12 protein-coding genes and 1 pseudogene are annotated in these 14,929 nt (G+C 39.3%); 8 read left to right on the top strand and 5 right to left on the bottom strand.

Going from position 1 to position 14,929, the window contains the following annotated elements:
- The first annotated feature begins 109 nt into the window (after positions 1 to 109).
- The 6 genes from HMPREF2086_RS08040 to HMPREF2086_RS08015 all read left to right on the top strand — a co-directional run bounded on the left by HMPREF2086_RS08040 (position 110) and on the right by HMPREF2086_RS08015 (position 6,152).
- A complete protein-coding gene (locus tag HMPREF2086_RS08040; RefSeq protein ID WP_023928268.1) occupies positions 110 to 1,750 on the top strand; it encodes a methyl-accepting chemotaxis protein in 1,641 nt (546 codons plus the stop codon).
- Between the two features lie 227 nt (positions 1,751 to 1,977).
- Positions 1,978 to 2,895, top strand: coding sequence for a DMT family transporter (locus HMPREF2086_RS08035; protein WP_034561671.1), 918 nt, complete (start codon positions 1,978 to 1,980; stop codon positions 2,893 to 2,895).
- 102 nt (positions 2,896 to 2,997) lie between these two features.
- A complete protein-coding gene (locus HMPREF2086_RS08030) occupies positions 2,998 to 3,909 on the top strand; it encodes a DMT family transporter (RefSeq protein ID WP_023928266.1) in 912 nt (303 codons plus the stop codon).
- A gap of 79 nt (positions 3,910 to 3,988) precedes the next feature.
- Entirely contained in the window at positions 3,989 to 4,459 is a 471-nt protein-coding gene (locus tag HMPREF2086_RS08025) for a DMT family transporter (RefSeq protein WP_023928265.1), read from the top strand.
- Between the two features lie 568 nt (positions 4,460 to 5,027).
- On the top strand, positions 5,028 to 5,288 hold the full coding sequence (locus HMPREF2086_RS08020) for a hypothetical protein (RefSeq protein ID WP_023928264.1): 261 nt from the start codon (positions 5,028 to 5,030) through the stop codon (positions 5,286 to 5,288).
- An 87-nt stretch (positions 5,289 to 5,375) separates the two neighbouring features.
- A complete protein-coding gene (locus HMPREF2086_RS08015) occupies positions 5,376 to 6,152 on the top strand; it encodes a hypothetical protein (RefSeq protein ID WP_023928263.1) in 777 nt (258 codons plus the stop codon).
- A 354-nt stretch (positions 6,153 to 6,506) separates the two neighbouring features.
- Here HMPREF2086_RS08015 and HMPREF2086_RS08010 read toward each other — a convergent pair whose 3' ends face one another.
- The 5 genes and pseudogenes from HMPREF2086_RS08010 to flgH all read right to left on the bottom strand — a co-directional run bounded on the left by HMPREF2086_RS08010 (position 6,507) and on the right by flgH (position 10,883).
- Entirely contained in the window at positions 6,507 to 7,385 is an 879-nt protein-coding gene (locus tag HMPREF2086_RS08010; RefSeq protein WP_023928262.1) for a peptidylprolyl isomerase, read from the bottom strand.
- A 144-nt stretch (positions 7,386 to 7,529) separates the two neighbouring features.
- Entirely contained in the window at positions 7,530 to 8,933 is a 1,404-nt protein-coding gene (locus HMPREF2086_RS08005) for a hypothetical protein (RefSeq protein WP_023928261.1), read from the bottom strand.
- Positions 8,930 to 9,769 carry a cytidylyltransferase domain-containing protein gene (locus HMPREF2086_RS08000; RefSeq protein ID WP_267902095.1) on the bottom strand — a complete coding sequence of 280 codons (840 nt, stop codon included), beginning with the start codon at positions 9,767 to 9,769 and terminating at the stop codon, positions 8,930 to 8,932. The genes HMPREF2086_RS08005 and HMPREF2086_RS08000 overlap by 4 nt, the downstream gene beginning before the upstream one ends.
- A gap of 42 nt (positions 9,770 to 9,811) precedes the next feature.
- A pseudogene (locus HMPREF2086_RS12145) lies at positions 9,812 to 9,973 on the bottom strand (cytidylyltransferase domain-containing protein); the annotation flags it as partial.
- A 97-nt stretch (positions 9,974 to 10,070) separates the two neighbouring features.
- Positions 10,071 to 10,883, bottom strand: coding sequence for a flagellar basal body L-ring protein FlgH (flgH, locus tag HMPREF2086_RS07995; protein ID WP_023928259.1), 813 nt, complete (start codon positions 10,881 to 10,883; stop codon positions 10,071 to 10,073).
- Positions 10,884 to 11,248: 365 nt separating this feature from the next.
- On the opposite strand from flgH, the gene HMPREF2086_RS11225 reads away from it, so the two are divergent.
- Positions 11,249 to 13,048: a glycosyltransferase gene (locus HMPREF2086_RS11225; RefSeq protein WP_023928258.1), complete on the top strand. Its 1,800-nt coding sequence runs from the start codon at positions 11,249 to 11,251 to the stop codon at positions 13,046 to 13,048.
- A 403-nt stretch (positions 13,049 to 13,451) separates the two neighbouring features.
- Entirely contained in the window at positions 13,452 to 14,852 is a 1,401-nt protein-coding gene (locus tag HMPREF2086_RS07980) for a histidine kinase dimerization/phospho-acceptor domain-containing protein (protein WP_023928257.1), read from the top strand.
- The last annotated feature ends 77 nt before the right edge of the window (positions 14,853 to 14,929 follow it).

The following is a 14,929-nucleotide window of genomic DNA, read 5'->3' as shown; positions in this document are numbered from 1 at the left end:
AAAACACTAATGGATTTTGTGCTATAATCCACAATCTGCTTTTGAATAATTTTAGATAGCACAAGTTAGGGGTTTGGTAATAAAAATAAAAAAACACAAAGGATAAAATATGACAAAAAAACCGATGAGCGTGTTTGTGATTTTGGGGCTTGGGTATGCTGCGATAGTGGCGATTATGCTACTTGTTTGTATCTATGCGATAATCCAAATCGGCTCTATTAGGGACAAACTCACAGAGATAAACGAAGTAAATTCCGTCAAACAGCGCATAGCGATTGACTTTCGTGGAAGTGTGCACGATGAGTCTATTGATGTGCGAGATGTCGTGCTTACAGACTTTAGCGATAGAACTACGCTTAGCAGGCTAAATCAGCAGATTAGACAGCTCCAAGATAAGTATGAAAACGCACGAGAAAGAATGAAAAATACTTTTGAAACAAAAAATGGGCTTGGCAAGGTAGAAACAGAGATTTTGGGACGCATAGATGCTATTGATTCTCGCGCTCGCCCTATAATCGCACAACTGCTTGAGGCAAAAAAAAGTGGCGATGAGATGGGTGCGATAAATGCGCTAAATGCTGTGCGCCCGATATTTGTAGAGTGGCTTGCTACTATCAATGAGTTTATCGACTTAGAAGAGAGCAAAAACCAAGCAGTAACTCCTGTGGTGCAAAACGCCGTAGCAGTGTTTAGAGGGGTGTTTATCATAAGTGCGATTCTAGCAGTGGTGGCAAGTGTGCTTCTTGTGTGGTTTATCATCGGCTACCTCGTGCGACTACTAGGTGGCGAGCCAAGTATCGCTTCACATAGTGTGAAGCTAATCGCTAGCGGGGATTTGAGTGAAAGCATATCTAACAACATAGGTATGCTAGGCGAAATCGCAGCTATGCAAGAGCGACTCAAAAAAATCGTTAGCGAGATTTTAGTCTCTGCAAATGATATTTTCAAAAACACCCAGCTTGTGGCAAGTGCTAGCGCGGACTCCCAAAAAGCATCCATCACACAAAGCGAGACAGCAAAGCACTCTGCAAAGCAAGTGGTAGAAATCTCTGAGGGCATAGCTCAAATCGCTCAAATCGCTAAGCAAACCGAAGAAAACTCTGAAAAAACCCTAGAACTTTCTCGCAAAGGGCAAGAAGCGATGACAGATACCCAAGAAACCGTAGAAGCCGTTACGCAAATGGTAATCTCATCTGCCAATCAAATCCTAGAGCTAGAGAAGCAATCTAGCGAGGTAGGCTCTTCAGCCTCGCTCATCGCAGAAATCGCTGACCAAACAAATCTCCTTGCGCTAAATGCCGCTATCGAAGCCGCACGCGCAGGTGAACACGGCAGAGGATTTGCCGTTGTTGCTGATGAGGTGAGAAAGCTAGCGGAGCGCACTTCAGGTGCTACTTCGCAGATTTCTGCGATGATTCAGCATATAAGCCAAGAAATCCAAACCGTCGCTCAAGCGATGAATCAAGCTGTGCCACAAGCTCAAAAAAGCATAGAACTAGCCACACAAACCGCCTCTGTGCTAGATGAGATAAAAGACCAAGCTAGCGACTCCCTAGCAAAAGCAAAAGATGTAAGCACCTCCTCTAGACACCAAGATGAGAGTGTCAAAAATATCCGTGCTGAAATGGATGAAATGGTAAATATATCTAGAAACACAACAGATCTTATGCACAAAGCTTCTAGAGCAATAAGCGATTTGGAAAATATCTCTACCAAACTCAAAGAAAACATTGGATTTTTCAAAGTCTAAAAGGATAGTTTATCGCAAAAAGCCTGCCAAAGATTGCGGTGTAAAATCTTGCCTAGTGTTACTTAGTGATTGTAAAATTGCTTAGGTTAAAATTTTTGCTTTTTTGTGTGGATTTGTGCCAAAAAGCATTATAGATTCTTAAACAAATCTTGCACGATTTGCATTGTTTGAAGTATATTTGTGTAAATCCAACTAAAAGCCTAAAGGCTTAATAAATGCTATCAACTATCAAAAAAACGATTAAGCACAATTTGGCTGTGTATTTTATGGTGCTTGCTTGCTTGGATTTCGCGCTTGTGGGGGCGTGTGCCAAGATTTTGAGCACTGAGGGGTTGCCAAGTATTGAGGTGGTGTTTTTTAGAAATCTTATCGCTGCTTTTTATCTCTACTATCTTTTCAAAAAATCCACACTTAAACAAAAAGAGGGTGGGCATTTTGGGATTTTGATATTTCGAGGTGTAGCAGGTGTGCTTTCCCTCTATCTTTTGTTTTATAATATTGAGCATATCACGCTTGGTGGGGCATACTCTTTCCAAAAAACTGCACCGATTTTTACCACACTTATTGCATTTTTTGTATTCAAAGAAAGTATAGGATTTAGGGGGTGGATAGCCGTTGGTGTAGGGTTTGTAGGAGTGCTACTTATTGCGCAACCATTTGCTAGCGAGGATTTTCACACAGGTTTTGAGGCAAAAAACTGCCTTTTAGGCGTGCTGTGTGGATTTTTGTCTGCCATATCTGTGGTAAGTGCCCGCAAACTGCGACACTACTACACCACCGAAAAAATCGCGCTATCTTTTATGGTTGTTGGCACACTTGTGCCATTGCTTTCAATGATTGTTGGTGGATTTTACGCACCAAAGGAGCTAGATTTTGTGATTTGTGGCTTTGTCCTGCCAAGTGCAAAATCTGTGCTTTTTATCGTAGTTATGGGGATTTTGGGTGCGGTATATCAAATCCACCTTACCAAAAGCTACGGTGTAGCAAAAAAGGCTGGCATTGTCGCGGGGGTAAGCTATCTTGATGTGGTGTTTTCACTGATTTTGGGGCTATTTTTGGGGGATAGTTTTCCTAGTGCTATGGTGTTTGCAGGTATTGTTAGTATCATTGGTGGGGGAATCATCTTGGTGCTTAGCAAAACCTAATGATTTATCTATATAAAGTAAAATGTGCGAATACAAAAGGTGGCAAAATCTAAAAAATAGCAAAGACCAAGATAAACGCTGATAAAGCTTATAGAGGAAAATATGCTAAAAGTCATCAAACATAATTTGGGTGTGTATTTTATGGTGCTTGCTTGCTTAGATTTCGCGCTTGTGGGGGCGTGTGCCAAGATTTTGAGTGATGAGCTACCAAGCATTGAGATTATGTTTTTTCGCAATATCATCGGTGTGGCGTTTATGCTCTACTTGCTTAGCAAAGTCAAAATCCACAAAGAGGGTGGGCATTTTTGGCTATTATTTTTTCGTGGGCTTACGGGGGCTATTTCGCTGTATTTGTTTTTTTATAATGTCTCTAGTATTTCGCTTAGCGGGGCGTTTGCTTTCCAAAAAACTTCGCCGATTTTTATCACACTGATTGCGCTTTTTGTATTTGGTGAGAGAGTGGGGCTAAAGGGCTGGATAGGGATTTTTATCGCTTTTGGTGGTGTGCTACTTGTCTCGCAGCCTTGGGCGCACCCTGATATGCACACAGGCTTTGATTTTAAAAACTCCATTATAGGCATTATAAGCGGATTTTTTGCAGCACTAGCACTTGTGAGCGTGCGCAAGCTAAGGGGATTTTATGCTACCGAGCAAGTGGCGTTTTCATTTATTTTTATGGGGGCTTTGCTACCACTTATTTCGATGATTGTTGCAGAATTTTACGCACCAAAGGAGCTAGATTTTATGCTTGCACCATTTGTGATGCCTAGCCTAAAATCGTGGATTTTTATCATCATTATGGGAGCTATCGGCACGATTTATCAAATCCACACTACCAAAAGCTACGGTGTGGCAAAAAAAGCTGGCATTGTAGCTGGGGTAAGCTATCTTGATGTGGTGTTTTCGTTTATATTGGGGTTGTTTCTAGGGGATAGCTTTCCTAGTGCTATGGTGTTTATCGGTATCGTTGGAATCATACTAGGTGGGCTTATCTTGGTGTATAGAAAAGATTAGATTTTGGTGGTTTTGTTTTTGTAAGATTTTATGATTTTGCACTTTTTTTGGTGGATTTTAGATTTTAAGGAGAGTAAAAATGTATTATCTCATCGCTTTGTGTATGGGGATAGCTATCGCTACCCAAGCCCCTATAAATGCCTCTTTGGCTCGCTCTTTGCAAGGCTCATCACTTCAGCTTGCTTCGCTTGTAGCTGCGCTCATATCATTTGGTATAGGCACGATTTGTTTAGGCTTTATGGCGTATTTTAGTGGTGCTTTGGGACTAGATACGATTAAATCGCTTTTTTCTCAATCGTGGTGGAAGTTTTTGGGTGGCGTGCTAGGCGCGTTTTTTGTGTTTGGGACGATACTGCTCGCACCCAAAATAGGGCTACTAAATATGTTTTTGCTAGCACTAGCTGGACAGCTTCTCACAAGCGCAGTGCTAGACTCTATGGGGGCTTTTGGACTAGGGATAAAGCCTATCTCGTGGCAAAAGATTTTGGGACTAGGCATAATACTAATAGGACTTTTGGTATTTTTCTCCAAAGAACTACAAAAAAACTAGGGTTTTGGTAGATTTGTGCGTGAGGTTTTGGCGTGTGGCTTTTGAGGTTTAGTTTGTTTGCAAATGCTAGGTTTTGTAGGGAAACTGAAATATCTAAAAACTGCAAATTTTGCAAATAGGCATTTTTGGAGATTTCGCTTTTTGCAAAAAAGCTCAATATGACAATGATATAAACGCTTAGTATGGTAGCGAAATCCAAAAACTGCAATGATTTGTAAGCATAGCAAAGTATCTAAAAATAGCACAATATATAAGACACTTTTGCATTCTATGTGCTTTTATCATTAGCTAGTATTGGCTAGATTTTCTCATTTTTTTAAGTCAAGTAAAAAAACGATAAAACATAGAAAACACATCATTTTTGTCATTTTTACGCAATTTTTTATATATTTTTGTGAAATATCGTAACATAATCAAGTTTTTATAGGAACTAAAATGAGATTTACTTGACAAAATGTTTTTATTTTTTTTTTATAATCTGCTCGCCACCCAAAGAATTGACAAATAATACATATATTCTTAAACATTTCTTATGAGGTGGCAAATTTTATGTAAGGAGGATACAACTATGAAAAAGTTGTCCTTAGTTTTTATGGTTTCTTTGGCTTTGGGACTTAGCTCCCTATCTGCAGAAGTGGTGCAAAACCAAGCTTCACAACATAAAGAGGTCTTGCAACAATCTGATATGGACTTTTTGTTTAAAACCGACAAACAAAAAGAACTCAATATCGTTGTTTTGGACGAAGATGAGCTAAAAGCTACTCAAGGTGAAGCGTGGAGTTGGAGAGGGTTTATTAGAATATTAGGTGAAATATTTAGACTATTCTAAATCACAAATCCAACATCATCACTCTACATAGCCCAATGGTTATAAAAGCCATTGGGTGATTACTATTTATAACTAAAAGGACTAAAAATGGTTTCATATTCAGCTACTTATGCGGCGGCTTATATGGGTGCTTTTTGCGCTATAAATCCTGCCGAGTGTCCAAAAGAGCCTGCTAGGCTAGGAATGGGTGTGCAATATGCACAAGTCCAAGAGGGAAAAACACAAACCTTAGGTGGCTACCTAAGTATGAATGTAGGGATAACCTCTACGGAGGGCAAAAGGGTGCGATTCTCTGTGGGAGGGCTTGCAGGGGCTGGCAATAGTAATAGCAAAAACTTCAAAGCTAATCACACTTCTGTGAAAAATGAGTTGGCACTTTTTTGGGAGCTTTACCCACGACTTGGGATAAATATCGCCACCAAAAAATACCCTCTGTATCTCAATATAGACATTATCGGCGAGGGATATAGCTCTAAAATCAACAGAGAAAATGGCTACACTAATGCGCTATTTTCTGCTGGGATAGGGCTAGAGGGGATTATCCCTACTACAAATAGATTTGCCATAGAATACGGCGCAAGCTATAACTACATATTTGCAGGATATTATTGGTTTGGGCAAACAGGCGATGATAAACAATCCACAATGAGTGGATATAGCTATGGAGCAAAGGCACATATCGGCTTTTCTTACGCTGCTAGTGAGAAATACTCATACTATTTGCGCCTTGTGGGAAAATATCAAGACTTAAGTGCCTCAAAACCTATCAGCACAAATGGTGGCACTCCTCTAAACTACCCTGCGACAACAAACATAGTAGGAATGCTCGAAATGGGATTTGGGTTTATGAGCGTTAGATTTTAGGTAGTGCTTGTGTAAGTGCTAGGCAGTGTTGGATTTTGGGTGTGGCAAGAAATCATTTGAAAATCTACGCCACATAAAATCTACACTGCATAAGGATTTGTAAAACTATGGCTTTGCAAAGCGTGGATTCATAAACGGATTTGCGAGTGGACTCACAAGCAGATTTGAGTGTAGATTTGCAAAGCCTAGAGAGGTTCTAGATTGTTTGCAAAAAGCTAGAATCTTTGAATAAAAATCATACAAACTGTGATGAACCCCTAAATGAAAGAAGCACAGATGAAAGATACACTAAAGAGATGAGAAAAACGCGCGCTAGTAGCCCACACCAACGCGCTTAAGATATTTAATAAAATCTTAAAGAGATAGTTGCACTTTTGCCTTAGCACGAAGTGAATCAACCTTTTTTTGCATTTCTTCACTTACCTTTTGCTCGGTTATCATTTGCTTTATAGCCTCTTTGATTTTCTCAAAGTCATATTTATCTGCCTTGTCAATGACATAGATGATATGATAGCCAAAGTCTGTCTTTACAGGGCTTTTGGAGTAGTTGCCAGCACTCATAGCAAACGCCGCATCAGAAAATGGCTTTACCATTTGGTCTTTGCTAAAGTTGCCTAAATCCCCGCCGTTTTGAGCTTGCTTGTTGCCCGGGTCGATAGTTTGCTTATTTGCTATTTCGATAAACTTTTGCTCTACCTTGTTCTTAGGAGTTTTGTTTAGCTCATCAATGACTTTTTTTGCTTCGGATTCTGTTTTTACGATGATATGTCGTGCGTGGACATTTGGCTTGGAGAACTGCGCGCTATTGCCATCAAAAAACGCCTTTGCTTCTTGGTCGCTTACTGTTACTTTGCTAGCGATATTTTGCCACTCTTTTTGTGCCCATATATTTACCAAAAGATTGTCTTTTATACGCTTTGTGATTTTGTTGTAGGCTTGGGTAAATTCCGCACTTTTATCAAGGCTACTTTTTTGCGCTTCTTTGGCGATTAGGACATTATTTACCGCTTGATTTACAAGCTCTTGTTTTTGTTCTTTGGTAAGTTTGCTAAACTCAAATGAGGGATTTTGTGCTTTTATCTCATCAAAATCCGCTTCTGTAATCTGCACCCCATCGACTGTGGCAAGCACTTTTGCTACTGCTAGATTTGCTAGGCTTAGCCCTAGTGCTACTGCTACACTTGCGACTTTTGTCGCTACTTTTGCGCTATTTGCGTTTGTTTGTTTTGCCATTTAGACACTCCTAAGTAGATTTTGTGTATAGATTTTGTGAAAACACAAATTATAAAAACACATCTGTGGATTTTATCGCTTTTTTGTAAATTTTTAAGTTTTTTGCGTGTGTGATATGTGCCCAATGTGTGTTTGACTAATGCGCTAGCAAAATGTGAAAAATCTATGTGCTATTTTTTTGGTGGATTTTCCTATTTGTAGTTTTTGCAGATTTTGGCTTAGCTTTGCGCGATTTTTAGGAGTGATGGCGAGTAGGGCTTGTGATAGTTGTGCTTGCAGTGGCAAATCTTGTAGTAAGGCAGATGATAGAGAGTTTTTTAGGGCTTTATTTTTTTTTATGGTTTCTTCTATGGATTTTTGGGGAGGCTGGGATTTTTGGATTTTTGGATTTTTGGAGGATTTTATGGGATTTGAAGTTTTTAGATTGGCTTGATTTTGAGCACAAAGTAAAATCGCCACTTTTTTCTTTGCAAACGCGCTAGATTGGGCGAGCTGATTTGTAGCCGTTGGAATAATCACAAATGGCAACGCGTTTTGAGCGATTTCATAGATGCTTTGCCCACCAGCACTTATGGCTATGTCGCACCCTCTCATCACGCTAGCAAAATCTTTTGGGGATAGATTTTGATAAATTTTGTGCGTTATTTTTGTGGGATTTGTGGCACTTTTGGTGTTGATAGATTTTGGCTCAAGGTGGTGGGGATAAAACTCGCCAAGCACGATATGAGCGCAAACTTTAGAGCTAAAAATATGCTTTTTTTGAGTGCTGATTATTTGGCTTAGTGCGTCTATGGTTTTTTGGGTGTAGTTTTGTGTATCGCTCGCTCCAAAGGTAAGCAAAATATGCTTTATGCGCTTCCTTTTGCCCTCCCTAGTGAAGTCAAAATCTGTATTTGCTACGAAATATTTCACCCCATAAAAGACATTATTTTTGACAAAATCGCGCAATAACTTCTCGCTAGATTTTGCAAAATCCCCTCTAAAATCTAGCTCGCAAGATAAATTTGCTACAAAATCTTTTGTAAAATTTTTCATAAAATCGCGTAATAATTTTTCGCTCCCAAGAGCACCATTTAGCACAAATATGCGGCGTAAAGCATTGCTAAGTTTTGAGAGATTTTGTGGTGTGTGCTTACCCTGTCGCAGTGTATTTGCCACAAAGTGCAAAAACCCAATCTCATCATCAAGGATTAAAATGGATTTGCAAAAATCTTTTTTGCCTAAATCACTAGATTCTAGCTCGCTTAAAAGGGCTTGATAATGCTTATTTTGCACTTCATAGCTATCAATGATGATGAAGCGATTTTTTGCGATGATAGCGCGAAACTCGCTTATATCTTGCCAAGTCTTAGTCTTTTTGCTATTTTTGTTATTGTGGATATTGCTTTGCGCCTCGCTATTTAGAAAGGCAAAATCAATTTTGCTATGCTTTGTGCGGGGTTGCGTGTGGGATTGCAGAAGTTTTGCTAGCTTTTTTGTGCGGAGCAAGTGCCCACCACCTGCGTTTTTCCCCCAACTTGTTAGCACCACAGCATTTTTTGTAGTCATTTTTTAGGCTTTTTATTTTTATGCGTTGTGGAGTTTTTGGCTAGAAATTTTCTTTTTGCTAGCTGCCAATCGCTCATCGTGTCTATGTCTTGGGAGCGGGAGGGCTCTAGTGCGATAGCGCGTGAGTGGCTAGAAAATATCGGCTTTTGCGCCAAAAACGAGCTAGCCCTACCCCAATAAAGCACGCCAGCATCGACATAAACAGGTGGTAAGTCTTGGGAGCGCACATTTTCGTAGTGGCTAAAAAGCATTTGTGGTGTGCCACAAAGCGTGCTAGAATCGGCAAAATCCACGCTATAAGTTTTCGCGCTAGATTTCGCACTAGATTTTGAAGTGTATTTGTGCTTAAGATTTTGTGTGGATTCTAGCGTGAAGCCACGCAATGGGTTTTTTGGCAACTCATTTGCAAAAAACACATATTCACATTTAGAGCGCAAAAACACCTCAAAACTACGCAAAATATCGCTAGAATCGATAAGTGGCGCGGTGGGATATAGCACACATATAGGTGTATCATCTTTTATGCTTACGCCTAAAGAGCGCAGGCAATGAAGCGCGTGAGCTATCACAGGGAGTGTCGCAGTGGTATCATCTGCTAGATTGCTAGGACGGAGGAAAGGCACAGCTGCGCCGTATTTTTGAGCGATTTTTGCGATTTGCTTGTCATCGGTGCTAACCACTACGGTAGAAAAAAGTGGCGTAGCAGAAAGAAAGGATTTTTGGCGTGAGGTTTGGTGTGTGGCACAATCTTTTTTTGAATCTGTCTTTGATTCTGTTTTGGATTCTTTTTTGGAATCCTTTTTGGATTCTGTTTGGGAATCTGCTTGTAAATCCATTTCAAAGCGCACTCTAAAATCGGTTTGGGAATGCGCACTAAAATCTATGCTAGAAGCTATACTAGAATTGATTTTGGATTCTAGGGCGTTTTGTATGGAGTAGGCAATGATAGGCTTGCCACAAAATGACTTGATATTTTTGTGAGGGATTCGCTTGCTGCCACCTCGTGCGGGGATAATGCAAATGGGCTTAAGACTATCCAAAATCTAATAACCTCTTAAATTTTTAGCTACTTTTTGCTACTGTGTAAGTGGTTTTACAAGCATTTTACTTCTTAAAACTGCCAAATACTTAGTTGAGCTAAAAAGGAAATTCATTTTCCACAGCTTTTGAGCCAGCTTTTTTGTGGTTTGTCTGCCCGATAGAGCCTACGCTTAAGTAGGAGATTTTGGAGTCAGAGATATACTTTGATGAGATAGTGTTGTCTCTTTGTATGTCATAGGGGCGGATTACGCCACTTATGGTAACAAGCCGTTTTTCACCATCTATTAGCACTTCGTTGTGCCCATAAACGAAGTAGTTGCCATTTTCTAGGACTTTTAGGATTCTAGCTGTGATAGAAAATTTCAGTGCGTCATTGCGACTTTGCGCACCGCTACCGTTAAATGTCGAATTATCAGTGGTTTTTTGCAAGGAATAGTTTGTTGTGTTGTTTAGCTCTTGGGTGTCTTTGGCGATGTCCTCATCTGTGCCGTTGTAGTTTAGGATTGGTGCGTTTGTCGCTCCATTGCTCGTGGAGGTGTAGTTTTTGGAGCTAGAGAGGGAGGCGGTGGAGTTTTCATCTATGTTTATGGTGATTAAGTCATTTGGTCGCATAGCGCGTCTATCGGCAAATAGCGGTCGCTCTCCTTGCCCAAAAAGACTACCTGCTTGCGTGGGTGCGGGCAAAAACTCTTTGCTTGGCATTTCCTCGACATAATCAGGGGGATTGAAATCTATCTGCGGGTCAAACGCCACACATAGACTTAGTAGCCCACACAATCCCAAAAGCCCCAAAAAAGCGGGGATAAAAGCGATAAATACTTGAGGTTTTGTAGATTTTGCTGTGTGGATTTGACTTGGCTTAGTGGATTTTGGGTGTGGCTTGGCACTTCCTTTGATTTGCGCTCTCATTATGGCACTCCTTCGTGTTTTTGGTGTTTTTAGGCTTTTCTTGCTTGGTGGTTTTGTTTGATTTTGCTTTTGATATTCTTGGGTTGTGGTGTTTTGGTTTTTGTGGTGTCTTGCTTAGCTTTTTGCATATTCTCTATTGCTTGCCACTTATCCGCATTTGTCCTATCTACGACATTGACTAAGGTTTAGCAAAACTTATTCCATTATCTCGCGCTACTTTGCTATTTGCACCTGACTATTTTGCACTTGCTGGGCTTAGTGGTGTTTAGGTTTGTTTAGTTTGGCATATTTTTGTATAATGCGGGTTTTTTTAAAGTTATATCCAAATTTATGTAGATTTTATTACTTTACACGCGAGGTATAGAATGAATAATGCTGGCAAAATCTCTGTATGTATCATTGTAAAAAACGCGCAAAAAACGCTAGCAGAGTGTCTTGAATCTGTGAGAGATTTTGATGAAATTATTTTGCTTGACAATGGTAGCACGGATAAAACCTTGCAAATCGCGCAAGAATTTAATGCGACTTATAAAAATTTGCGTGCGAAACAAAGCGAGTTCATCGGCTTTGGTGCGCTGAAAAACTTGTGCGTGAGCTATGCAAAAAATGAGTGGATTTTATCGCTTGATAGCGATGAAGTGCTTGAATTAGACGCATTAAACGAGATAAATGCACTTGATTTAGAGCCAAATCAAATCTACGCCCTGCCACGCAAAAATCTCTACAATGGCGAGTGGATAAAGGCGTGTGGGTGGTATCCCGACTTTGTGTGGCGCATTTTTAACAAAAATTTCACGCGCTTTAATGATAATGCAGTGCACGAAAGCGTGATGATTCCGCCGACAGCGCAAAAGATTCACCTAAAAGGCGCGATAAAGCATTATGCTTTTGCAAATATTGATAGCATCATTGCTAAAATGAATCGCTACACAAGCCAATCAGCACAAGAAAAGTTAAAAAACGGCAGAAAAACGAGCTTTTTTTCAGCATTTGCGCGATTGCATTTTGTGTTTTTCAAAGATTACTTTTTGCGAAAAGGGTTTTTATACGGATATAAAGGTTTCATAGTAGCCTTGCTAAACGCGCTTGGTGCGTTTTTTCGCTATGCGAAGCTATATGAGCTAAGCAAGGATAAAAAAGAGCCTAAAGTGATTGCATTTGATAGGAGGCTTGGTGTGGGGGATATTATTTCAAGCATTCCAGCCTTTTATATTACAAAACAGCTTTATCCACAAGCGACATTTATCCTAATCACTAACAAAATCGGTGCAAGTTTATGTCGCAATTTTGATTTTATAGACAAATTCATCATTGAGGGAGTGGATTTTGAGATAAAAGATTTTGCCAAAGTTGTCGATGAAAATGAGGTTGAAGTCTTGCTTCTAGGACATAGAAGTAGTGCAAATATAAAACTTGCCAAACAAAGCAAATGCCCTAAAATCATCACTTGGAGGCATTTACATTCTATATTTTCCCAACGCTTTATACACCCAAAGCATATCAAAAGAAGCCAAAGGCTTGAGATTTTGCGATGTTTGGATTTGGTAAGAATGATAGATGCTCCAAAGTATGATAAAAATATAGACAAATTTGAACTAAAAAGCTTACCTATACAAATCCAAACTGATAGAAAAAATAAGATTTTTGTAGATGAATTTTTGAGTGATGCTAAAAAATACGAAAAAATCATCGCCATAAGTCCTTTTGGCATATCTAGCGCAAAATATAACCTTGCAATAGATGATTGGATAAGTCTTGTTAAAAATCTAGCAAAAAAATTTGATAAAGCCCTGTTTGTCTTTATGAACTTTCGTGGTAGTGGTTATGATTTTAAGCCATTTATGGAGGAAAATATAAAAGTATTTGTAAATAACGATGACTTACTAAATCTAGTAGAACTAACAAGCAGGGTAAATCTCTGCATAAGTCTAGCTACAGGCAATATCCATATAGCTGATAACTTAGGGATTGATACTTTGGGATTTTTTGCTTATACAGATGAGTTTTTGTTTCCTTGTGGGAATTATGGTGGGAATTTTGAAGTGCTATACCTACCAAAAGATTGGGAAAAAGACTATGAATATTACAAAAATTCTTTTTATCAAAAAGCTCAAAAATGTGTAGAAAAAACACTTTTAGGACATAAAAACAAAAAGGAAAAATGAAATAAACCGCAAAATTTCTCACATTTTAAACACACACAGAGGTAAAGCAAAACAAAGCATAAGATGAGGCAATGCAAAAACAATAAAAAGTGTCGCGATGTTTTTAAGGCGATACAGAGCAGTAAAATAAGCTTTAGCTTTTATTGTGAAGCAAATTTGATTTGTATCTGCTTTTGCTTTGTTTCAATTCGAGCAAAGCCATTCAAAAACCACAAACAATCCCACGACAAATCTCCCAAATAAATCTCGTCCTTAGGCATTGCATAAGATTCCATTTTTGCTATAATTTTGTGCGAATAAAACCACAAAATACCAAAACCGCCAAACTTGGTGCAAAAACCTTGATACAAACTTGACACAAAAGCAAAATATGAATCCAAAAAAAACACGAGTAAGATGACAGATGAAAGCCCTCTCAAGCATTTATTTTAAGATTTTCTTTCTTTTTTTGAGTGCGATAATCGTAGCAATAGCACTTGCTTATGAGATAGACAAAAGCTTTCACAATAGCGAAATCTCTCGCTCAAAAATAGAAATATTCTACCTTATCAACTCTATGACGCCAAATATCGTTATGGAGGATTTCGCCACTGCCAAAGTGCTAGCAGAGCAGTTTGGATTCTATGAGCTAAATAGCCTGCCAAATGGATATTCTACGCTATATCAAAGCACAAATGATATGGTGCGCTCTATGATTTTTAGCACCAAAGAAATGCTTGGGTTTGAGCTAGAATACGAGGAATATCATACCATTGTCTCTCGTCCTATATCTTATGGTGTGGTTATGGGTAATGATTTTTTGTTTTTTTGCGTGGTTTTTGTGGGGATTTTGGCTTTGCTTGGGATAGTGGTTTTACGCTTGCTACGGCCACTTCGCAAGCTAAAAAAATCGCTAAAATCATTTAATGCAGAAATATCTAGCAATGCGTTTGTAGCAAATGCACAAAAAGATGAGATAAGTGCGCTTATTGCTATGCTTAATGAGATGAGTGAGCAAATCGTGCGTATGCTAAAGTCGCGTGAGCTTATCCTAAAAAGTCTAGGACACGAGCTAAAAACGCCACTAACCAAAATGAGGCTATTTATCGAAGTGTCTCAAAAAGAATATCCATATATGCAAAAGCTACTACCACACATAAGTGGGCTAAGAGGGCTTATAGATAATATATTGGAGCTAGAGCGACTAAGTAGTGGCAAAATACAGCTACAATCAAGCAGATTTTTTGCTGAAACGCTTGTATTTGAAACGCTAAAAAACTTCAATGAGGAAGAAGAAAAAATACGCCTAGAGATGATAGAAAATTTCCCTATACAAGGCGATTTGGAGCTACTTGCAAGGGCATTGCGCAATCTTATCGAAAACGCACTTAAATACAATGAATCCCCATACATAAAAATCATCATCGGCGATGAGCTATGCGCTCAAAGCGCGACATTAGCCCAAAATCAAGAAACAAAAAATGACAAAACAACAAACAAGCTAGTGGGCTGGGGTAATATGAACTATACTCTTGGACTAGAGCTAGAGTCGCTGCAGGATTCTATCGCTTCTCCCGCACTAAAAAACGCCCTCAAAAGCACACTAAATCTGCCCAAATGTATCTCTGTGGTAAGCAAATCTCCTCCGCTAACACACCCACTGCATCACTACACCGAGCCATTTGTCCGAGATGATGTCCACAACGCTTTGCCCGGACACGGGCTTGGACTATCAATCGTTAGCGATATTTTGGCATTGCACGGATATTGCTTGCAATACAGCTACCACAATCAAAGGCATTATTTTTCTATGGTGATTGCTTAAGTGGTTTTGGGCTTTGTGGCTTAGGCTTGATTTTGGACTTTATCGTGGTTTATCGCGCCTTTTTATGTTTTGATTAG

It is taken from the genome of Helicobacter macacae MIT 99-5501 (assembly GCF_000507845.1).
GTDB classification, from domain to species: Bacteria; Campylobacterota; Campylobacteria; order Campylobacterales; family Helicobacteraceae; genus Helicobacter_B; species Helicobacter_B macacae.
The sequence above is the reverse complement of the archived record's forward strand: the minus strand, read 5'-3'. Positions and strand labels throughout refer to the sequence as shown.

What these genes read in the sequence shown, in the direction of transcription:
- HMPREF2086_RS08040 (WP_023928268.1), top strand. Translation starts at nt 110, where the DNA reads ATGACAAAAAAACCGATGAGCGTGTTTGTGATTTTGGGGCTTGGGTAT.
- HMPREF2086_RS08030 (WP_023928266.1), top strand. Translation starts at nt 2,998, where the DNA reads ATGCTAAAAGTCATCAAACATAATTTGGGTGTGTATTTTATGGTGCTT.
- HMPREF2086_RS08025 (WP_023928265.1), top strand. Translation starts at nt 3,989, where the DNA reads ATGTATTATCTCATCGCTTTGTGTATGGGGATAGCTATCGCTACCCAA.
- HMPREF2086_RS08020 (WP_023928264.1), top strand. Translation starts at nt 5,028, where the DNA reads ATGAAAAAGTTGTCCTTAGTTTTTATGGTTTCTTTGGCTTTGGGACTT.
- HMPREF2086_RS08015 (WP_023928263.1), top strand. Translation starts at nt 5,376, where the DNA reads ATGGTTTCATATTCAGCTACTTATGCGGCGGCTTATATGGGTGCTTTT.
- HMPREF2086_RS08010 (WP_023928262.1), bottom strand. Translation starts at nt 7,385, where the DNA reads ATGGCAAAACAAACAAACGCAAATAGCGCAAAAGTAGCGACAAAAGTC.
- HMPREF2086_RS08005 (WP_023928261.1), bottom strand. Translation starts at nt 8,933, where the DNA reads ATGACTACAAAAAATGCTGTGGTGCTAACAAGTTGGGGGAAAAACGCA.
- HMPREF2086_RS08000 (WP_267902095.1), bottom strand. Translation starts at nt 9,769, where the DNA reads ATGGATTTACAAGCAGATTCCCAAACAGAATCCAAAAAGGATTCCAAA.
- flgH (WP_023928259.1), bottom strand. Translation starts at nt 10,883, where the DNA reads ATGAGAGCGCAAATCAAAGGAAGTGCCAAGCCACACCCAAAATCCACT.
- HMPREF2086_RS11225 (WP_023928258.1), top strand. Translation starts at nt 11,249, where the DNA reads ATGAATAATGCTGGCAAAATCTCTGTATGTATCATTGTAAAAAACGCG.
- HMPREF2086_RS07980 (WP_023928257.1), top strand. Translation starts at nt 13,452, where the DNA reads ATGAAAGCCCTCTCAAGCATTTATTTTAAGATTTTCTTTCTTTTTTTG.